Origin of the sequence: Allobosea caraganae, from assembly GCF_003351345.1 — a bacterium.
Lineage (GTDB): Bacteria > Pseudomonadota > Alphaproteobacteria > Rhizobiales > Beijerinckiaceae > Allobosea > Allobosea caraganae.
The window spans coordinates 59293-80308 of record NZ_QQTO01000007.1; the positions used below are offsets into that span (position 1 = coordinate 59293).

16 protein-coding genes are annotated in these 21016 nt (G+C 66.8%); 9 read left to right on the forward strand and 7 right to left on the reverse strand.

Annotated elements, in window-relative coordinates; genetic code table 11:
- The first annotated feature begins 62 nt into the window (after positions 1-62).
- The 7 genes from DWF00_RS03010 (at position 63) to DWF00_RS03040 (ending at position 10728) form a co-directional block, all read left to right on the forward strand.
- Complete coding sequence (locus DWF00_RS03010; RefSeq protein WP_181832705.1) at positions 63-1379, forward strand: polysaccharide biosynthesis/export family protein; 1317 nt, start codon at positions 63-65, stop codon at positions 1377-1379.
- Between the two features lie 226 nt (positions 1380-1605).
- Positions 1606-3750, forward strand: coding sequence for a GumC family protein (locus DWF00_RS03015; protein ID WP_114829938.1), 2145 nt, complete (start codon positions 1606-1608; stop codon positions 3748-3750).
- A 33-nt stretch (positions 3751-3783) separates the two neighbouring features.
- A complete protein-coding gene (locus tag DWF00_RS03020) occupies positions 3784-4752 on the forward strand; it encodes an NAD-dependent epimerase/dehydratase family protein (RefSeq protein WP_114829939.1) in 969 nt (322 codons plus the stop codon).
- The gene (locus tag DWF00_RS03025) at positions 4749-6014 is read left to right on the forward strand and encodes a glycosyltransferase family 4 protein (RefSeq protein ID WP_114829940.1); all 1266 of its coding nucleotides are present in this window, start codon (positions 4749-4751) and stop codon (positions 6012-6014) included. Before DWF00_RS03020 ends, DWF00_RS03025 begins: the two co-directional genes overlap by 4 nt.
- The gene (locus tag DWF00_RS03030; protein ID WP_114829941.1) at positions 6011-8275 is read left to right on the forward strand and encodes an NAD-dependent epimerase/dehydratase family protein; all 2265 of its coding nucleotides are present in this window, start codon (positions 6011-6013) and stop codon (positions 8273-8275) included. The genes DWF00_RS03025 and DWF00_RS03030 overlap by 4 nt, the downstream gene beginning before the upstream one ends.
- Entirely contained in the window at positions 8265-9521 is a 1257-nt protein-coding gene (locus DWF00_RS03035; protein ID WP_181832706.1) for an oligosaccharide flippase family protein, read from the forward strand. Before DWF00_RS03030 ends, DWF00_RS03035 begins: the two co-directional genes overlap by 11 nt.
- Complete coding sequence (locus DWF00_RS03040) at positions 9499-10728, forward strand: glycosyltransferase family 4 protein (protein WP_114829942.1); 1230 nt, start codon at positions 9499-9501, stop codon at positions 10726-10728. Before DWF00_RS03035 ends, DWF00_RS03040 begins: the two co-directional genes overlap by 23 nt.
- Positions 10729-10867: 139 nt before the next feature.
- Here DWF00_RS03040 and DWF00_RS03045 read toward each other — a convergent pair whose 3' ends face one another.
- From DWF00_RS03045 to DWF00_RS03055, 3 genes are all read right to left on the reverse strand, one after another.
- Entirely contained in the window at positions 10868-11614 is a 747-nt protein-coding gene (locus DWF00_RS03045) for a LuxR C-terminal-related transcriptional regulator (RefSeq protein WP_114829943.1), read from the reverse strand.
- Between the two features lie 822 nt (positions 11615-12436).
- Positions 12437-13762, reverse strand: a complete 1326-nt coding sequence (locus DWF00_RS03050) for an O-antigen ligase family protein (RefSeq protein WP_114829944.1) — start codon at positions 13760-13762, stop codon at positions 12437-12439.
- A gap of 10 nt (positions 13763-13772) precedes the next feature.
- Positions 13773-14867 (reverse strand): glycosyltransferase, encoded by a 1095-nt coding sequence (locus DWF00_RS03055; RefSeq protein WP_147283720.1) that lies wholly within the window; start codon positions 14865-14867, stop codon positions 13773-13775.
- 287 nt (positions 14868-15154) lie between these two features.
- Between DWF00_RS03055 and DWF00_RS03060 the strand changes: the two genes are divergently transcribed.
- Positions 15155-17038 carry a Wzz/FepE/Etk N-terminal domain-containing protein gene (locus tag DWF00_RS03060; RefSeq protein ID WP_181832708.1) on the forward strand — a complete coding sequence of 628 codons (1884 nt, stop codon included), beginning with the start codon at positions 15155-15157 and terminating at the stop codon, positions 17036-17038.
- A gap of 157 nt (positions 17039-17195) precedes the next feature.
- Here DWF00_RS03060 and DWF00_RS03065 read toward each other — a convergent pair whose 3' ends face one another.
- Positions 17196-17480: a hypothetical protein gene (locus tag DWF00_RS03065; protein ID WP_114829947.1), complete on the reverse strand. Its 285-nt coding sequence runs from the start codon at positions 17478-17480 to the stop codon at positions 17196-17198.
- Positions 17481-17862: 382 nt separating this feature from the next.
- Here DWF00_RS03065 and DWF00_RS28970 point away from each other — a divergent pair, with 382 nt between their 5' ends.
- The gene (locus DWF00_RS28970) at positions 17863-18105 is read left to right on the forward strand and encodes a hypothetical protein (protein ID WP_147283721.1); all 243 of its coding nucleotides are present in this window, start codon (positions 17863-17865) and stop codon (positions 18103-18105) included.
- 15 nt (positions 18106-18120) lie between these two features.
- Here DWF00_RS28970 and DWF00_RS03070 read toward each other — a convergent pair whose 3' ends face one another.
- The 3 genes from DWF00_RS03070 to DWF00_RS03080 are packed head-to-tail and all read right to left on the reverse strand — an operon-like array spanning position 18121 to position 20970.
- Positions 18121-18564 (reverse strand): hypothetical protein, encoded by a 444-nt coding sequence (locus DWF00_RS03070; protein WP_114829948.1) that lies wholly within the window; start codon positions 18562-18564, stop codon positions 18121-18123.
- A gap of 60 nt (positions 18565-18624) precedes the next feature.
- Positions 18625-19806 (reverse strand): glycosyltransferase, encoded by a 1182-nt coding sequence (locus DWF00_RS03075; protein WP_181832709.1) that lies wholly within the window; start codon positions 19804-19806, stop codon positions 18625-18627.
- A 45-nt stretch (positions 19807-19851) separates the two neighbouring features.
- Positions 19852-20970: a glycosyltransferase family 4 protein gene (locus tag DWF00_RS03080; RefSeq protein ID WP_114829950.1), complete on the reverse strand. Its 1119-nt coding sequence runs from the start codon at positions 20968-20970 to the stop codon at positions 19852-19854.
- Between the last annotated feature and the right edge of the window lie 46 nt (positions 20971-21016).

Below are 21016 nucleotides of genomic sequence, written 5' to 3' on the forward strand. Positions count from 1 at the left end.
CTGTTCGTGCTCGGCCACTTGCGCCGGGCCTGTCTCCGATGACCGACGAAGGACGAGCCGTGATGCCAGCACGCGCTTCCGCCACACTTCAAGGCGCTCTATCCCACCATAATAAGAGCCGGCTCAGGGCTGGGGCCTCCTGGCCCGCGCGCCTTGCCCTGCTCGCAGCGCTCGCAGCCGCCGCGCCGGCTCCTCTGCTGGCGGCGCCCGACGCGCCGCCCGTCTATCGGGTCGCCCCGGGCGACCGCCTCAGCATCCTCGTCTTCGGGCAGGCAGAGCTGTCCGGCGAGTCGATGGTCGATGGCGCCAACACCGTCACGGTTCCGCTGATCGGTCCTGTCCCCGTGCTCGGCCTGAGCATCAAGGAGATCGAGCAGCGCATTACGCAGCGCCTGGCCGAGGGCTATGTGCAGAAGCCGGTCGTCTCGGTGCGGCTGACCGAGCCGCGGCCGATCTACGTGGTCGGCGACGTCAAGACGTCCGGCAGCTACGCCTTTCGCCACGGCATCTCGGTGATCGGCGCGGTCGCGCTCGCCGGCGGCTTCACCGTCTCGGAGGAGCAGGCCCAGGTCGTGCTGCGCACCGACTACCTCCAGGCCGACGAGCGGCTGCGGACGATGGAGACGACGCGCGCCTCCCTGATCGCCCGCCGCATCCGGCTGGAGGCGCAGCGCGACGGCCGCAACGCGCTCGATTTCGGCGAGTTGACCGGCCCCGGCGCGGCGAGCGAGCAGGTGACGCAGATCATCAAGGGCGAGCAGCAGATGCTCGCCTTCCAGAGCGACGCCCTGCAGCAGCAGGTCGCGACGCTGGAGCAGCAGCTGCCGAAGCTGGAGACGGTCAAGGCCTTTCTCCAGGACCAGCTCACGGCCGAGAAGCGCCAGCTCGAGCTGGTCCAGATGCATCTCACCGACTACAACACGCTCATGAGCTCGGGCCTGGCCCGGCGCTACACCGGCATCGAGCTGCAGCGCGAAGAGGCGCGCAACCGCGGCAACATCGCCCGCTTCTCCGGCGACATCTCCAGCAACGACATCAGCCGCGGCGAACTGACGATCCGGATCCAGCAGGCGAAGGACGCCTACCAGCGCCAGGTCAGGACCGAGTTGCAGGACACCATGCAGCGTCTCGCCGAGGTGGAGGCGGCCCTGCCGACGGCCCGGGCGACGCGCGAGCTCAGGCTGCGCCAGGTCGGCTTCGTCGCCGACGCCGGCGGCGCGCCACGGCGCGCGCTCTTCGTCACCCGCACGATCGACCAGAAGGCCGAGACGGTGAGCGTCACCGACGACGCGCCGCTGCAACCCGGCGACATCCTGCGCGTCGAGCGGCTGCGCGAGCCCGACCGTTCGGCCGAGCCGGTCTCCGTCACCTGGCGCTGAGGGAGCTCTGCCGCCCAGGTCAGCGCCAAGTTCTGCCAAGGCCGGCAGGGCCGTTCAGCCAGCCTCCTGATGCAACCGCCTGCCCAATACTGCTGCGCCGCAGCATCATCGCCGCAGCGCAATAGGATTACTCCCAGCGCACAGCTTCCATGCACCTGCGTAACCCCGTCCAATCACCGCATCGAAGCGCGTCGAACAACCCTCTCACGGGACGATCGTGGAACAGATGAACTGGGCCTTTCAAAATCCGATCCGGCTGGAAGGCGCCGTCCGGCGGCATTTCGAGAGCGTCGGCTACAGCGCCATGCTCACCCTGTGGCGGCGCAAGCGCATGATCCTCGCGCTGATGGCGCTGGCGGCGCTCGCAGCCCTGGTCGTGCTGCTGCGCAGCGACAAGCGCTACACCTCGAACGCGCTCGTCCAGGTCGATTTCGGCCGTGACGACCAGACCGGCAACGGCCGGCAGGGCGGGGGGCTGTCCTTCGACCTCTCGGCCCTGGTCGAGACCGAGGCCCGCTTCATCAGCTCGCGGGCGATCGCCAGGCAGGTGGCCGACAAGCTGGCGGCCGAGCGCGGCGGGACGCCGCCGGCCGGCGAGCACGAGATCCAGCAGTTGATGCGCAACCTCACGGTGCGCAACGACAGCCGCTCCTACCTGATCGACATCGGCTACACTGCGGAGGATCCGAAGCGGGCGGCCGAGATCGCCAACCTCTTCGTCGACACCTACCTGAAGAACCGCAGCGAGACGAGCTTCGCCGCAGCGCGCCGGGCGAGCGAATGGTACGCGGCCCAGATCAAGGAGGCGCGCACGGCTCTGGAGGCGGCCGAGAGCGCCACCTCCGACTACCGCGCCGCCTACGACATCATCGACACGTCGAGCGATGGCGGGGCCCTGCAACAGCAGCAGATGCGCGAGATCGTCAGCCAGGCCAACGGCGCCTCGCTGGCGCGGCTGAATGAGGAGGCGCGGCTGGAGCGTGCCACGCGCGCCGTCGCCGACGGCACCATTCCGCCCGATATCGCGGCGCTGCCGCAGATCCAGCGCCTGAGCGAGAGCCGCGAGACCGCGCGCCGGCAGGTCGCCGAGCTGGTTGCGGCGTCGGGCGAGCGCCATCCCAATGTCGAGCGCGCCAGGGCCCTGCTCGACGAGACCGAGAGCCGCCTGCGCGAGGAGGTCCGCAAGGCCGTCACCACCATCTCCGAGGACGTCAACAATGCCCGCAAGCTCGAGGCCGGGCTCGAAGCCAGTGCCCGCAAGGCCAAGCTCGCGCTGATCGACAACAAGTCGCGCGAGGCCGAGCTGCGCACCTTGCAGGGCAAGGCCGACGCCATCCGCAACCGCCTGAAGACGCTGAGCGACAGCTACGTCCAGGCTCAGGCGCTCTCGGATCTCAAGCCGGTCGCCGCGCAGGTCATGATCGCGGCCGAGCCGATCGATACGCCCTCGGGCCCGAAGGCCTCCCTCGTCCTTGGCCTCGCCCTGCTGGGGGCGGCGACTTTGGGGGCCGGTCTCGCCTTCCTGCTCGAACGCCGCGACACCGGCTTCCGGCGCGAGGACGAGGTCCTGCCGGAGACCGATTGCCCGTGCCTGGGCCTGATCGCGGCGACCTCGGGCACCGCGATGCGGCTCGACATCGCGGCGCGGCGCGAGACCATGCGGGCGATCGCCGCTTCCACCGGCCTGACCGCGTTCCAGACCAGCGCGAAAACCGTGCTCGTCACCTCCGCGCTGCCCGGAGAAGGCAAGTCGCTCGTGGTCGATTCCCTGGCGCTCAGCCTGATGGAGATGGGCCGCAGCGTCCTCATCATCGACGCGTCGCCGCGCAGCGAGCCCGCCCGCGAGAACCGGCCGGCGCTGGAGGACATGGTCGCCGACGCGTCGAGCCGCCGCCAGTTCCTCGAGAGCCGGCGCGGCGAGCCGTTGCCGGTGCTTCAGCGCCGCAACGCCAGCCTGCGCAGCAGCCTGCCGCTGGTTGCCGGCGAGTCCATGGCCCCGCTTTCGGTCATCCAGCGCCGGACCGGCCTGTCCGAGGGCGGGGCGGTCTTCGCCAACGCCGCCATCGGCGATCTGGTCCGGGAGGCCAGCTCGAAATTCGACGTCATCCTCATCGAGGCGCCGCCGGTCATGCTCGTGGCGGACTCGCTCATCCTGGCGCAGGTCGCCGACATCGTCATCCAGGCCGTGCGTTGGCACGACACGCCCAAGTCGACGGTCTCAGCCGCGCTGAAGCGGCTGCGCGAGGCTGCCGTGCGCGTCAACGGCATCGTGCTGACCGGCGTCAACCCGGCCAAATACCAGAGCTACCACAGCTTCTTCGGCGCTTCGTCCACCCGGAAGTTCCGCAAATACTACGCAGCATTTGATTGAGCTTTGCCCGACCTCGCTTCGACGGAGGTAACATTGAATAACGGCCACGATCGCATTTTGATCACTGGCGGCAACGGCTATGTCGGCCGCCAGGTCACCCGCCAGCTCTACGGGCGCCACGAGATCTGCATCGCGGATAATATCCGCTACGGCCAGGTCCGCTTCTCGGACGACGAGCTCAAGCGCATCCGGCTGGAGCGGGTCGACATCACCGACCAGCGCGCCATCGCCGAGCTGGTCGCCGATTTCCGCCCGGATGCGATCATCCACCTGGCGGCGATCCACTACATTCCGGAATGCGAGCAGGAGCCGGCCAAGGCCCTGCTGACCAACGTGGTCGGCGTGATGAACCTGCTGCTCGCCGCGCCGGAGGGCTGCTGCTTCGTCTATGCCAGTAGCGGCGCGGTCTACAAGCCCGACACCCAGCCGCATTGCGAGGGCACCGCCGCGCTGGAGCCCAACGACGTCTATGGGCTGAACAAGCTGCATGGCGAGCACTATGTCCGCTACCTCGCCAAGCAGCGCTCGCTCGCGGCCGTCGTCGTCCGGCTCTTCAACGTCGTCGGCCCGGGCGAGACCAATCCGCACCTGCTGCCGGAGATCGTCGCGCAGCTCAAGGCCGGCCGCACCACGCTCAAGCTCGGCAACCGCTGGCCGAAGCGCGACTACATCCATGTCGAGGACGCGGCGCGGGGCTTCGCCACCATCGCGACCGATGCCGGGCTGGAGCCGGGCGCGACCGTCACCGTCAATCTCGGCACCTCGCACCCCTATTCTGTCGACGAGATCCTGAGCAAGCTGCGCGGCATCGCCCAGATCCGCTTCGCGCTGGAGCAGGACAGCGATCGCGTCCGCGCCGTCGACCGGCCCTTCCTCGCCGCCGACACCACCCAGATCCGCCAGCTTTTCGGCTGGGAGCCCGAATTCACCATCGACGACGCCCTGAGCGACCTCTGGCGTGCGCCCGACCTGTCCGAGGCGCTGACCGCGAAATATCGATGATCAGGGTGCTCGCAGCCATCGTGGCCCCGCCACATCTGACGGTCAGCGGCGCCGGGCGTGCCGGCGAGCAGCTCAGCCTCGCGCTTGCCGAGCATTGCGAGGTCACCGTCGCCAACATGATGGCATCGCAGACGGGTCCGGACGAAGGCAAGCTGCGTCGCGTGCCCGTGAAAGTGAGCCTGCCGCCGCTGCTGCCCTGGCGCCGCGTGCCCAACCGCTACCGCACGCTGTTCTACCGCTCGAACATTCCCGACCTGATCGAGGCCGGCGGCTTCGACCTCGTGCACCTGCACAATCCGATGCCGGCGCTCGAAATGGCGCGGATCGCCCGCGCCTGCCGCCGCGCCGGCGTGCCCTATGTGATCTCGACCCACGGCTTCAACGAGATCGCCAATGGCGAGCGCATCTACGGCTTCGGCCTGCCGAAGCGGCTGGTCTGGAAGGCTCTGGTGACGGAGCCGGTCTCCTGGGCCGTCCGGCACGCCGCTGCGATCTTCGCGCTCTCGCCGGCCGACAAGGAGATCGCCCGGCAGATGGGCTTTGCTGGCGAGGCACTCGCGGTCGTTCCCAACGGCGTGCCGCAGCCGCGCCCCGCCGATCCCGCTGGCGACAAGGCGATCTATGCCCGCCTCGGCATCGCCGAGCCGAGCAAGGGCCGGATCACCTGCATGTTCCTGGCGAACCACACGCCGAACAAGGGCTTGCCCGTCCTGCTCTCGGCCTTCTCGCAGCTCGACTGTCCCTACCAGCTGATCGTCGGCGGCGAGACGCGCGCCGAGGTCGACTACAGCCTGGCAACCGCACCGCGCCGGCCCGATCAGCAGATCGTCGTGACCGGAAGGTTGTCGGATGACGAGGTGGCGGCGTTGTTCCGGCGCTCCGACCTCTTCGTCTTCCCGACGCTGGCCGACACCTTCCCGCTGGCGATCCTTGAGGCCATGTCCTACGGCCTGCCGGTCCTGGCCTCGAATGTCGGCGGCATTCCCTATCAGATCGACGAGCGCAGCGGCCGGCTGGTCGCGGCCGGCAATGCCGAACAGCTCGCCGATGCGGTTGGCCGCTTCGCGCGGGCGCCGGTCACCCTCGCCAAGATGGGACGCCACGCCAAAGCGCGCGTCGCCGCGCAATTCACCTGGGAGAGCGCCGCAAGCCGCGCCTTCGCCGAATACGAGCGGGTGCTCAGCCTGCCGCAAACCCGATCCGCGCCCGTGAAGACGCGCATCGCTGCCGCCCCCCATATGCAGAGAGGGACGCCTGCATGACCCAGCACGATTCAGCCCGCCAAGATTCCGCGCGCCTGGCCATTATCGGCTGCGGCGCCGTCGTCGATCACCACATCTTGCCCTCGCTCCGGCGCATCGGCTGGCTGCCGAGCGTTCTGGTCGACCGCTCGCCCGAGCGCATAGCGCTCGCTGCCGGCAAGCTCGGCGGCAAGGGCCGCACCATCGCCAAGGCGAGCGACTGGCGCGAGGTGGCCGATCAGTTCGACGCCGCCATCGTCGCCGTGCCGCATGTCCTGCACGGGCCGATCGGCCTCGACCTGCTCGCTTCCGGCAAACACCTCTTCATGGAGAAGCCGCTGGCGGTGAGCACGGAGCAAGGCGGCGCCATGATCGCCGCTGCCGAGGCCGGCGGCCTCTCGCTCAGGGTCGGCCTGCTCAGGCGCTATCTCCACGTCGCACGCTGGCTCAAGGCGCTGCTGGAGGCGCGCGTGCTGGGCGAGGTCAAGCGCTTCAGCATCCGCGAGGGCTTTGTCTTCAACTGGGCGACGAGCTCCGACGCCTTGCTGCGGCGCGACCTCGCCGGCGGCGGGGTGCTGATGGATACCGGCGCCCATACGCTCGACCTCATGCTCTGGTGGCTTGGCGACGTCGCCTCGCTGACCTACCGCGACGATGCCGGCCACGGCGTCGAGGCCGATTGCCTGCTTGAGTGCCGGATGGCCTCGGGCGCCACCGGCCGCGTCGAGCTCAGCCGCACGCGCGACCTGCGCGACACGATCCTGATCGAGGGCACGGAAGGTTTCGCCGAGGTCCATCTGGCGAAGAACCTCGTCCTGGCCGGCTCGCCCAACGCGCTTTCCTTCCAGCACGAGGGGCACTCGCCGGCGGAGATGCCGATGCAGCTCTTTCCCGAGCTGTTCGATGGCGAGCTGCGCGATTTCCGCGCCAGCGTCGCCGGCGATGCGGCCAAGGGGATAACCGGGACTGAGGGCCTGCGCTCGGTGGGGCTGATCGAGCGCTGCTACGCCGCGCGGGAAACGCTCGAAATGCCCTGGCAGTCGGCCCGGCCTTCGACCGGCGCAAATGGCGACGTGCCGAAGCTGCCCGCAGGCAGCACTGCGCTGATCACCGGAGCCACCGGCTTCATTGGCGGCCGGCTGGCCGAGCGATTGGTCGAGCAAGGCGTGCGCGTGCGCTGCCTTATCCGCAATTTCGGCCAGGCGACGCGGCTTGCCCGGCTGCCGGTCGAGATCGTCCATGGCCGGCTCGACGATGCCGAGGCGGTCAACCGCGCCGCAAAGGGCGCCGACTACGTCTTTCACTGCGCCTACGACCTGCGCGCGCGCACGCTCAACCTCGACGGGCTCGAGCGGCTGATCGAGGCCGCCCAACGCGAGAAGGCAAAGGGCTTCGTCTATGTCAGCAGCTTCTCGGTCTACGAGCCCTTCCCCGACGGCGTGCTGACCGAGGAGACCCGTGACGGCGACCGTTCCTGGATCTATGCCCGGACCAAGCTCGACCTCGAGGCGCGCGTGCTCAAGGCGGCGCGCGAGGAGGGGCTCAACGCCAGCATCGTCCAGCCCTCGATCGTCTACGGCCCGTTCTCGAAGCCCTGGACCAACGCTCCGGCCGAGATGCTGCTGACCGGCGAGGTCATCCTGCCCGATCTCGGCGAGGGGCTGTGCAACGCGGTCTATATCGACGATCTGGTCGATGGGCTGGTGCTCGCGGCGCAGCGCCCCGAAGCCAAGGGCGAGCGCTTCATCATGACCGGGCCGGAGCCGGTGATCTGGGCCTCGTTCTATGAGGCGATCGCCGAGGCGGTGCGCGCCAACAAGCCGTCCTATTGGCCGGCCGACGCGATCGCGAAGAACAATCACGGCTTCATGCACGACCTCAAGATGGTGCTGGCCAATCCGAAGCGGCTGATCCAGATCGTCGTGCGCTGGCCGACGGCGCGCCAGGCCCTGCAGGCCGGCTACGACGCCTTGCCGAAGCCGCTCTACGACCTGGTGACGCGCGTCTATTTCGGCGGCGGCGGGCGGCGCTTCGGCATGCGCTACCTGCCGGACCCGCAGGCGCTGGCGCTCTACCGCTCGCAGGCCCATGCCAGCAGCGAGAAGGCTGTGCGCCTGCTCGGCTATCGCCCGCGCTACGACTTCACGGCGGGAATGCGCGAGACGGCCGCCTATCTCGACTGGGCCTATGGCGATCTGCGCGAGCAGAGCGCGGCCCCCAGTCTCCCGCAGCCTGATGCGACGACCGGGAGCGCTTCGGCGAATCTCGCCCATGCGGGTTAGCGCGCACCTGCTCCGGTCCTCTCTGCTCCGGTCTTCCTGGACGGTGATCGACCAGGGCGTCGTCAGCCTTGGGGCGTTCCTGCTCAACATCGTGCTGGCGCGCCATTTGCCGCCGGCCGAATACGGCGCCTTCGCGCTGGTGCTCGGCACGCTCATGCTGGTCCAGCTGATCAACAGCTCGCTGATCTTCTATCCGATGTCGATCCGCAGCACCGTCCTGGCCGAGGACGAGCGGCAAAAGCTGATCGGCCGCAGCCTCGTCCTGCTCGCCGGCCTGTGCCTGCCGCTGATGCTGCTCGTCGGAACAGGGCTCGTGCTGATGGGCCGCGCCGACCTGCTGGTGCCGTTGCTGCTCTATTTCTTCGTTGCGCAGGTGCAGGAAACGCTGCGGCGCGGCCTCTTCGCCGAGTTCCGCCATCGCGACGCACTGATCGGCGACCTGATCGGCTGTCTCGGGCAGGTCGCCCTGGTGCTGCTCCTGCTGCAGCACGGGCCAGTCGACCTTGCCGAGGTGTTCTACGCCCTGGCGCTGGCCTCCAGCGTCGCGCTCGCGGTGAACTACTGGCAGGTCAGAGCCGATTTCCGCGACCTGCGCCGCCTGCGCGCGACGATGGCCGATTTCTGGTCGCTCGGGCGCTGGTCGCTCGCCAACAACCTGACCGGGGCATCGCGAATACAGCTCTTCCTCTGGGGGCTCGCCGCCCTGTTCGGCGCGGCCGCGACGGCCTCCTTCCAGGCGGCGCACAACGTCATCAACCTTGCCAACCCGATCCTGCTCGGCCTCTGCAACGTCATTCCGCAGACGGCGGCGCGAAAGTTCCAGGATGGCTACGGCACCGCCTGGCTGGCGGCGCGGCCCTATGCCCTGGCCGGGGCGCTGCCGATCCTGCTCTGCTACGGCGTGCTGCTGGTCGCCCCCGAGCTCGTGCTGCACCTGCTCTACGGCGCGGGCTCGGCCTATGCCGGGCTGGTCCTGCCCATCCGCATCCTCGCCGCCGGCGCGCTGCTCGGCTATTCGGCCGACATGGTCTGCTCCTACATGCACGGGGTCGACGCCGCCCGCCTCGCGCTCCTCATCAACGGGCTCGGCACCTTCGCCGCGCTCTCGCTGTTCCTGCCGCTTGCCACGCATTTCGGAGTCGCCGGCGCCTGCGGTGCCGTCCTGGCGTCGAGCTTCGTGCGGCTGATCGCGTCGCAATGGATCCTGTCGAGGATGATCGCAGATGGGCGCCAACCTGTTGTCTAGACCACGCCCCGTACTGCGCGTCGTCGCGTCGGCCGGCGCGCGCCGGCGGCTCGACATTCGCCATGTCATCATCGACGACGTCAGCCCGCACCCTTCGGCCGCCAATGGCATCCACCATGTCGCGGGCCGGATCGCGCGCGAGCAGGTCGCCGCCGGCGACGATGCCCGGATCATCTTCCTGCGGCAGCAGGACATGGCAGGCGAGGCGGAGTCCTTCGACCTGCCGACGCTGATCCTGCCGCTCGACGGCCCCAGGATCATGGGCCATCCCGTCGCCATGGTGCCAGAGGCCGTCGCCGCGCTGACCGCCGGCGCCGGTCCCGATACGATCTTCCACATCCACACCGCCCGGCAGCCATTGCTGCTCTCGCTCGTGCGGGAGCTGGCCCGGCGCAACCTCGCCTTCGGCATCACTGTCCATGGCCGCTATTCCCACGTCATCGACGCGCGGGGCCGTGTCGCGAACTGGAAGTCGGCGCTCTACCTCAGGCTGATCGAGCGTCGCGCCATCGAGCGCGCCCGCTTCGTCCAGGCCGTGTCGCAAGCCGAGGCAGACGTGATCCGCCGCCTCGCGCCGCGCGCCCGCATCTGCGTGATCCCCAACGCCGCCTTTTCCAGCGCGCTCGACGGTGCGCCGCCAGCGCCGCGCCGTGTCGCCTCCTTCGCGGCTTTCCCGACCTTCGGCTTCTGCGGTCGCTACGAGATCGTCCACAAGGGGCTCGACCTCCTCGTCGAGGGCTTCGCCCTCTATCGCCGCGAGGGTGGCCCCGGCCGCCTCGTGCTCATCGGCACCGGCCCGGCCCGAGACGTCATCGCAGCGATGGTCAACACCTCGGGCATTGCCGACGCCGTCGACATCCACGGGCCGTGCTTTGGCGCGGAGAAGCAGCGCCGGATGCAGGACTGGGACTTCTTCGTGCAGCCCTCGCGCTTCGACGGCGTGCCGATCGCCGCGCTCGAGGCGGCGCTGACGGGGCTTCCGCTGATCGTCTCGACCGAGACCGGCCTTGCCCAGGCCCTCCAGGCCGCAGGGGCCGGCATCGTGATCCGCAACCTCACGGCGGCGGCCGTCGCGCTGTCCTTCGCCGAGGCCGCACTGGTCTCGCCGAAGGCCTGGAGCGCGATGGCGGCCAGCGCCCATGACATGGCCATCGCGATCGGCGACTGGACGCCGATCGCCGCCAGCTTGCGCAAGCTCTACCTGTGACGATGGAATGAGAAGAGCCGGCCCCGGAAACGGGGCCGGCCTTAGAGCCGGAATCTGAATCCGTCTCTCATCCAAGAGTTAGAGCATGATGTCGCCCGAAAACCGGTGCCCACTTTTCGGCATCATGCTCTCACGCGCCTTACGGCGCCATGTGCACCCGCGTCAGCTTGAAGGCCGAGCCATGGGCGTCCATGGCGCTGTGGCCGTCCAGGATCGCGGGAGGCGGGTCCAGGCGGTTGACCGCCCAGATCGCCGCCTGGGTGCGGTTCTGCACGTGGATCTTGCGCAGGATCGCCTTGATGTGGACCTTCACCGTCGCCTCGACGATGTCGAGGTTGCGGGCGATCATCTTGTTGGACTGTCCGCGCACGAGACATTGCAGGATCTGCATCTCGCGGGCGGAGAGCGAACGGGATGAGTGCAGGATCGGCGGCTCCTCGACGGCGATCTCGTCCTCGATCTCGATATCCAGCCCATGCTCGTCGGCCATCCGGGTCAGGATCGCGGAGGGAAAGATGCTCTCCCCGAGCATGACCAGTTCGAGCGACTTGATCAGGGTCGAACAGTTGATCGTCTTCATCAGGTAGCCGCGCGCGGACATGCGAAAGGCGGTGTGGACTTGATCTGAATTATACTGATCGGCAAGGACGACGAGACGCGAATTTGGAAAGCGCTCCCGAAGTCTGCGGATGTTCTTTTCCAGGCCGGAATCGCTTTCACCGGTGCCCAGGATCATGAGCTCTGGTTCAGGCGAAATCTCACCGTCGATCTCATCGGCACTTGCTACGGTCGCGGTCACGATAAAGCCCGTTCTCGCCAGCAGCTTGCCGAGTCCTTCCCGAAATAGGGTGCTATGTTCTATCAATATTGTAGGAACGCCACTCATTGATGCCTCTCCCGAGAGGATTAAGAGTTAGCCGCAATTTTCACCGCAATCTTGCTGGAAATGTCTCTCATCTGGCTAAGAGTAAGTTATGCATAATTCTCGCTCATTTCCTAGCGGTTTGTAATGCATGCCAGCTTTGATTTCTGCCGAGGGATGCCAGATTAAATGACGCTATTGTTAAAAACATTTCGAAGTACATATTAATTCAATTGAATGTTTTATTCTAATTTCCTGATGAATCCGAGTTACTTTGGCAAATGCTTTGGGGCAAAGGTAAATTATGACGATACGGAAGGCAAATTATACGAAAGGCGTTCGATCGCTTACCAAAGGTAAGCTTTTAACGATCAAGTTTCGTGCGAATTTGACTTTAAGGATGGGGCGCTGTCTTGGGGAAATAATATTTCCGCTGGGAAGCAGCTGGAAGCCCGCCGCGGCATCCGTCCGGGGGATTACCTCCAAAGAGATGGATGCGTTTGAGCAATGCGCGCGAGGCCGTAAGGAAAGGTATCACGCTGCCGTGTCTTTGCCGTCGTTCTGAGGCTAAATATAACTATATTGTTTCAGATTTCGACCTTGGTGACTCGGTTGAGGCACAACAATAAATATCACTGATGAGTTTATGGGCAATTCGCCATAGATGACTCTAGGTCAATAGAACCGGCTAAGTATCACGGCCCGTCCTTAGGGTGGTTATGTGAAGGCTCACGTAACTGTGGTGTGGTCAATGAAACGGCTGCGGCGTCCGCTCTAAATTGGGGCCGGCTATCCTTGCGAGGCATGGCGGGCCGTGCGGCTCGCCTGACCTGGCCGGCGGTCACGTCAGGGCCGCGTCCTCCGGGCCGCCAAGCTTGCCCTTGCTGACGCCGGTACGGGTCCAATAAAGCGACCGTAATCGGCCACCCGCCGGACCAGCATGACCGTGGGGCGCTCCTGGCGGCCGAACTCGCAAATGAGGTAGACGCACAGGACCCAGAAGACCGTGTTGTACTTGAGCAGGAACGAGCCGACCCAGTTGCCAAGCAGCATGAAGATGATGGTCAGCGCCCCCATCAGCACGAGCTCCGTGCTGCCCTGCCTCGACAAGGCGGTGTAGACGCGCTGCCCGAGCGCGAAGAGGGCGAACAGGACGCTGAGCAGGCCGAAGATGCCGATATCGACGATCAGGTTGAGATAGCCGTTATGGGCATGGCCGATCTCGCGGCCGAGGAGCTCCTGCATCTTGTCGTTGACCAGCGTCTTCCAGCCCGAGCCGTAGCCGCCGCCGAGCAGCAGATTGCCGTGCAGGGCCTCGATCACCGCTGGCCAGATGTCGAGCCGTCCGGTCAGGGTCGGGTTCTTGCCGAGCGCCTCGAGCGCCAGCGCCACCACGCTGTCGCCGACCACGACGAGAAAGACCGCGCTTGGCAGCGACATCACTAGGAAGGCTGCGCGCGTCGGTGGCGACATCTTGCCGAGCGCGAGAAGATAGGCCAGCGCCAGAGCGCACAGGACGAGGAGCGAGATCGCCTGTCCCGAATGCGAGCCCGCGACGAGGCCGACCGCCAGCACGGCGCAGCCGATGAGGCCGAGATTGCCGCGCGGGCGGGTGAAGGCCACGACGCCGAAGACCAGCGCAGCGAAGGCGACGATCCGGCCGAAATCGTTCTTGAAGGGCGAGAGGCCGCGCCAGGCGCCGATATGCTCGTAGAAGCGCGTGTCGGCCGCCGTGTGCACGCCGATGCTGGGGATGGCGACGATCAGGAAGGCGCTGGCGGCGCAATAGATCAGCAGGCTCGCCAGCAGGCAGTTGACCAGTTGGCGCCCATCGAAGCGGATGGCGAGGAAAAGCCCGAAGAACGTGGTCAGCACCAGCGCCGAGCTGCGCCGGAAAGCCAGCTCCGGATCGCCCGACCACAGGATGGAGAGCAGGGTCACGAGAACGGGGACGAGCATCGGCCAGCAGCGGTTCAGCGTCTCCTTGAGCGCGGGCAGGCTGGCGATGATCCGCAGCAGGGCGATCAGGCCGATGGCGATGCCGAGATTGCGCAGGCCGGGCGAGCCGACATCGGCCGCCTCCTCGGCGCCGGCGGAGAGCAGCCCGGCAAAGCCTTCCGCCATGTAGAACAGGCCGAAGACGGCATAGGCATAGTCGAACGCCTTCAGCATGGCAGCCTCGCTAGGTGGCCAGTCGCAGGTAATGATCCGCCGCGCTCTGCAGCGAATACCGCCGCGCGATGGCTTCGAGCGCTTCGGCCGCGACCGGCGCCTGCAACTCCGCGACCATGCGCTCCGCCAGTGCGGCGGGGTCGTTCACCGGCACCAGCGCGTGTTCCAGCGACGGGCCGAGGATCTCGCGCGGACCTTCGCCGGCGCAATCGGTGCTCACCACCGGCACCAGGCAGGCGATCGCCTCGATCAGCGCATTGGGAAAGCCCTCATATTCCGAGCTCAGCACGTAGAGGTCGGCCCGCACCAGATAGTCGAGCCGGTTCATGGCGAAGCCGGTGAAATGGACCGTATCGGCGACGCCGCGCGTCTGCGCCAGCGCCGTCAGCGCCGCCTGCTCCGGGCCCTCGCCGAGAATGATCAGCCGCGCCGGCTTGGTCTGGCGAACCTGCGCCAGCGCCTCGATCAGGATGTCGTAGCGCTTCTGCCGCACCAGCCGGCCGATCGCGACGATGACCGGGCCCTGCTCGGCGAACCAGGGATGGGGTGGGGCGGCGGCGCGCGCCGACGCGATGTCCTGCTCGTCCGGCGGCGGGTTCGGGATGACCGTGATCTCGGAGAGCGGAATCCCGGCGATCCTGGCGACGTCCTTGGCGACGCCGCCGGAGACCGCCGTCACGGCATGCGCGCGCGGGTAGAGCAGGCGGATCAGGCCGTGCACCGCCAGGCGGCGCAGCGGGTTCGACTGGGCGAGGACGAAGGAGAGCTGGTTGCGCTCGCAGATCACCAGCTTGGCGCTGCTGCGCGACAGCAGGCACGCGAGCAGCGCGGTCAGGTTGTTGAAGGTCAGCCCGACGACCACGAGCCCGGGCTTTTCGCGCCGCAGGAACTGGGTCAGCCGGCCGAGCGCGTTGCGGCTGCGGCGGGCGCTGAGCTCGACCAGCTCGACCTTGTCCGACAGCAGGTCCTGCAATGGGCCGTGGCGGCGGTTGACGATGAAGCGGGTGCGCAGGCCCGAGCCGGCGAAGTGGTTGGCGAGGCGCACGAAAATCCGCTCCGCGCCGCCACCGGCGAAAGACGGGATGTAGAGATGCACGATATCCACTGGCGCAACTCCAACAAAAAACCTCGCCGCAATTCGAAAAGCAAGAAGTGGGCCGTGGCTGCCGAAGGGTTTTTCGGCGTGGCGCAATAAGGCGATTACCTAAGGTCATCATGCGCGCTTCCGCGCGTCTTGCGAGCGCTCCCGCGCGCAGGCTTTTGCGACGCTGACGCTGCGACGGCAAAAAGAACAGGAGGCGGTCAACCTAACTGCTGCGGCATGCATCTTGCTAGACGTTATTCGCGTCGAGCCATCGAAAGCCTGGCGGCTTAGTGCGCATGGAGATACCAATGCTGAAAGCCAACGAGCATTTCAAGCCGATGCTGGTTACGGAATCGATGCAGGACCGCGGGGCCGTGTCATTCCTCGACATATCCTACGTCATAGCTTTGCTGGCTCGGCAGAAATATTTGATAGCCGGCAGTATCCTGCTCTTCGGGCTGTGCGGACTGGCTTACGCATTACTGACGCCGCCGAGCTATCGCGCCGTTTCACAGATCATCATCGATCCGCGCCGGCTCGATCTGTTTCAAAAAGACTCACTCTTCACTGGCGCTCCGGTCGATGTCGGCACAGTCGAGAGTCAGGTCCAGCTGGTCGGCTCCGAGCGGATCGCCAGCAAGGTCATCGACGACCTGAAGCTCCTGACCGATCCCGAATTCACCAGCGTGCAGCCATCCTCCGCGCTCGAGGTCGTGATCAACTATCTCGGCTACGGCCCGTCCGCCGGCGACGACGTGCGCCCCAGCCGGCAGGCCGTCCTCGACAGCTTCCAGAAGCGGCTCGACGCCAAGCGGGTCGGGCTGAGCTACATCATCGAGGTCTCGTTCACCTCGCTCGATCCCGCCAAGGCGGCCAAGATCGTGAACGCTCTCTCCGACGCCTATATCGAGGACATCATCGCCGGGCGGCTCGGCGCGATCCAGCGCGCCAGCTCATGGCTGGAGACCCGGCTGGAGGAGCTTGGCCAGCGCGCCGTCGCGGCCGACCAGGCGCTGACCGCCTTCAAGGCCGACCCCAAGAACGTCGGCGCGGCCGAGATGTACGCCAAGGTCCGCGAGATGGAGAGCAATGTCAGCACCTATCGCGCGCTCTACGACAATTTCCTGCAGCGCTACATCCAGACGGTCCAGCAGCAATCCTTCCCGACGGTCGAGGCCCGCGTCGCGGCCATGGCGAACCCGCCGAGCGACAAGGCCGCGCCCAAGACCCTGCTGATCCTGGCGATCATGCTGGCGGCCGGCGGCGCGGTCGGGACCACGCTGGCGGCGTTCCGCGAATTGCTCGATCGCGCCGTCCGCACCGGCGACCAATTGGCCGAGGCGACGGGCGCGCCCTGCCTCGGCATCCTCCCGGCCCTGCAGATCCGGGAGCCGAAGCGGAAGCGCTGGTTCTCGTCCAACCGCATCAAGGTCGAGCCGGTCGAGCGCCAGTTCAAGAGCGAGGGCATTCTCTCCGTCGTCGAGAGCGCGCGCTTCTCGCGCTTCTCCGAGACGATCCGCAGCATCAAGATCGCCGCGGACCTCACGATACCGGGCGGGCGCTGCCGCATCATCGGCATCTCGTCCTGTCTGCCCAACGAGGGAAAATCGACGATCGCGGCGAATTTCGCCCACCTGATCGCCGGCGGCGGCGCCAAGGTGCTGCTGATCGACACCGACCTGCGCAATCCCAAGCTGTCGATGCTGCTGACGGCCAACCCGCAGCTCAGCCTCGTCGAGGTCGTGGAGCGGCCGGAGATCCTGAGCCAGGCGGTCTGGTGGAACGCCTCGCACCCGAACCTCCACTTCCTGCCGGGCCGGACGGTCGAGTCCGAGGCCGACAGCTTCGACGTCCTCAGCAGCAAGGGCATGCACGAGCTGCTCGCCCAGCAGGCGACGCTCTACGACTATATCGTGCTGGATTTCGCGCCGCTCGCGCCCGTCGTCGACGTGCGTGCGGCGCTCAGCATGGTCGATGGCATGCTGCTCGTCGCCCGCTGGGGCGTCACCACCATCAAGATCCTAGAGCGGGCGGTTCGGATGTCGGACGGCCTGGCGGACAAGCTCTTCGGCGTCGTGCTCAACCGCGTCGATATGAAGAAGCTCAAGCAGTACGACGATCTCGACAGCAAGTACTATCACAACTCCTACTACCTGAAGTACCGGAACGTGAAGGAATCCGCCGCCGCCTGAGTGCGTCGGCGCCACTCAGAGACCGTTCGAGACTTCGCTGGCGTGAGGCGTCTGGTGTGGCTGTCGGCAACCGGAGCGGAGCGTATGTTTGTACGTGAGCACCGAAAGCGCAGACGGCCACGTCAGACGGCCGCGCCAGTAGAAATATCAAACGGTCTCAGGCCTCGGGGGTCTTGCTGAGGCCGACATGCGGCGCCTCCGCGCTGCGCGTCCTCGGCGCCCGGAACTCCAGCACCGTGACGAGAAGGAACGCGAGCTGGCTGAGGAACAAGCATAGGCCGGTCCAGAGCAGCGCCTCGATCGTTCCAAAGCCATTGACCAGCAGGAAGGCGAGCGTGGACGCCGCCATCAATGGCGCGGCGATGACGATCGCACGGGCGCGAAAGGCCAAACCCACAGCGATGCCCGTCAGCACGTTACAAGCGACCAGAAAGACCAGCATTTTATTCTCTCTCGCTGCGCGGAACCGACAGGCAGCGGTTGGGGTGATGGGTAACCTAACGGGATGCATCATATCCTGGGACGATTTGGTGAATGGAAGGTTGAAACAGTTACGGCAACGCTTCGAATCATGTCCTTTTTCAACAATCTAATGGCCTTTTCTACCGTGATAGGCGCTGATCAAGCGTTACCTGCTCGAATCCCGGCTCCAGGCTGCCGTTCGGCCGGCCCCGCAAAGGGAATGGCCGCTTGCCCGCGCCGCCGCGGGCGAGGTGCATCGCTTACGATCTGGGGCGCCAATGATCTTCGTGAATCTGGCCTGAATATTGCTGGGTTGTTTCAGATCTGAATTGCGTCGAAGCACGCTGAGTGCGGGGGATTCCATGAAGATGCCTCAAGGCGACGCAGGTTTTGTTTGCCGAAAATGTGGTTCCCCGTCGATTGAACTTCCCACTCCTATCACCGAGGAGGCGCTCGTCATGTGCGGGCGCTGCCGCGAGGTGATCGGATCCTGGCTCGACTACAAGCGGACGATCAGCCGCTCCATCCGTTCCGCCGGCGGCAACGCGGTTGCCTGGTCGGCCGATCCGATCATCGATCTGGCCGTCAGCATGCAGAAGCGCTGAGCGCGCGGGCGGCGCTCAGTCGCGCCGTTCCGGGCGCGCCAGGCGGCGCAGGAGGGCGTGCGAGGCAAGCGCCAGGGCCGTGCCGAAGCAGGCGCCGGCCGCCTTCCAGTCGAGATCGTGCCAAAGCCCATGCCGGTCGGGGCGCAGGTTCTGCGCGGCCTCCAGCCCGGCGCCGAGCACGACCGCAAGCCCCAGGATCAGCAGCCAGCGCTTCGGCGCAGCGAAGACGAAACACCCGGCCACGCCCGCAAAGGCGAGGAAGCGCTCGACATCGGCATCGCTCGTCAGCATTGGCCGCAAGGCGAGCGGCGAGAGCGTGCTGAAGACCACGATCGCAGCGAGCACCAGGCCGAGCAGCGCAGCAGCGACGCGTAGCGCTTCGGCGTGCCGGTCGAGCGCGCGGGCGATCCGGCCGAGACAGCGCCCGAGCCAGGTTTCACGGCCAACCGCTTGGTTCATCAGCAGGGCCGGGCGATGGCGCGCCGCGGTACCGAGCGGGTGGCTGTCATGGCGTCGATCTCATGGGCCGAGGAACACGTTGCCGTCTGCCGCAGCCGGCGTCGTCTCAGCCTTGTAGAGGATTGTTCCCAGGACGGCCATATAGCGTTTCACCACCTGATCGGGGGCATAATCGGCCGCGCGCTGCCTGGCCTTGAGCGAGAAGCTCAGCCGCATCGGCTCTTCCGCCATCATTTGCATGGCGCGCGCCAGCGCCTGCGGCGCATTCACCGGGACGAGGATGCCATAGGGCGCGACGATCGGCTCCTGATCGGCGCGCTCGGCCGAATCCAGGATCTCGGCCGGCCCCGCCTCGCAATCGGTCGCGACCACCGGGCAGCCGAGCGCCATCGCCTCGACCAGCGCATTCGGGAAGCCTTCCGCGTTCGAGGACGAGACGAACATCCGCGCCCGCCTGATCACCGGGTAGGGGTTGGCGACATAGCCCGGCATCAGCACGCGGCCGCCGAGGCCGAGCGTCTCGACCAGCGAGGCCAGCTTCGGCCGCTCCGGGCCCTCGCCGAGGATGACGAGCGGGAAGGGCAGTCCGGAGCGGTGATAGGCCTCGATCAGCAGCGCGAAGTTCTTGGTCGGCACCAGTCGCCCGGCCGCGGCGATGAACGTGTCCGGCAGCGCGATTGCAGGCGCCTCGCTTGCGCGCCCCGCGATCGTGTCGGTGCTGATGCCGTTGCCGATCACCGAGATGCGCTCGGCCGGAACGCCGAAATTCTCGACCAGGTCCTGCTTGACGTTGCCTGACACGGCGATGACGTGATCCGCCCAAGGGTAGAGCAGTCGCACCATCAGCCGGCTGCCCAGGCTCGCGAGGCGCTTGCCGAAATGGCTGCTGGTATGGACCCGCTCGCTGATGACGCAGGGGCGGCGCAGCAGGGCCGAGGCGACCACGTTCGCGCAGTTCGAGCGGGTCAGGAAGCTGACGGTGACGTCGGGGCGCAGCCGCTTCAGGGCGCCGTGCAGTTGCACGAGGCTGGGCAGCAGGCTGTGGCGGGCATTCAGCGTCGTCTTCTGCACGGAGGCATCGACCTCGTGCCGCTCCGGCTCCTGGTCGAGCAGGACGAGGTGGACGTCGTCATTGGCAAGGTCGTCGCGGGCGAAGGCCAGCAGGTTGGTCATGGCCCGTTCCGCCCCACCGCCGGTCAGCGAGTTGATGACGAAGACGATGCGCTTCTTGTCGTTTGCCATGGGCATGCGGTGCGGGGGAGCGTTCAAGCGTCTTTGGCCCTCATCTCAGGCGGGCACGAGCGTGAGCCGGTCATAGACCGAGCTGGTCTGCACGCTGATCGCGCTCCAGTCATAGCGCCGCAGCAGGTCGCGGCCAATGCGGAACTGGTCCGGGTCCTGCCGCATCTTCGCCGCGAGCTCATCGACGTCGTGGAGCCGGAAATAGTTTTGCGCGGACAGCCCGATATCGAGATTGGGCTCGATGTCGCTGAGCAGCGTCGGGGCGCCGGCTGCGATCGCCTCCAGCGCGGCGATCGGCAGGCCCTCGTGCGAGGAGGGCAGCACGAACAGCGCCGCATGCGCCAGCAGCGTCTCGACATCGGGGCGCGGCAGCGGGCCGGTGAAGATCACCCGGTCGCCCGCCATCGCCTTGAGCTTCCTGAGATAGGGGCTGTCGGGCTCGGCGCCGCCGGCGATCACCAGCCGGTCGAGGTCCGGGACGCGCTCGAACGCCGCGATCACGTCCTCGAAGCATTTCTCCGGCACCAGCCGCCCGACGCAAGCGACATAGCGCATGTGCTCGAGCCGATGGCGCGTCACCACGTCCTGGTGCAGCGCTGCCGGCGCGAAGCCCGCGCCCTGACTATGGTTGGCCCCGTTGGGAATGTGCTGCAGCGCGACCGCGCGATCCGGGAAGCTCTGCCGAAGCCGGCGCGTGACCGATTGCGATACCGGGATCACCTGGTCGGCGAAGCGCATGCCGAGATACTCCCCGGCGCGCAGGGCCGCCTTGGCGATGCCGTTCCACTTGGCCCGGCGATAGTCGTCGCCGTGATGGGTGACGATCACCTTCATCCCGAGCAGCTTGGCGAGCGGCGCCACCAGCGCGGGCCCGATCGCGTGGATATGCACGATATCGGCCCGGATCTTGAAGCGGGCATGGAGGACGGCGACGAACGCGTTGCTGATCGCCTCGAAATACTTGTTGCGGGCGGCGTAGAGCGGCACGACGCGGACGCCCTGGTGCACTGTCTCCCGCCCGGGCAAATAGGGTTTGCGGCCGAAGACCACGATCTCGTCGGATGGGCGCATCGCCTTCAGCCGCGGGTAGAGCTGCTCGCAATGGGTCTCGACGCCTCCCATCACGCCTGGAAATCCGCGCAGGCCGATCACACAGATTTTCATAGATCTCGCCCCTTCTGAGACCGAATTGGCCAAGGCATCAATCGCA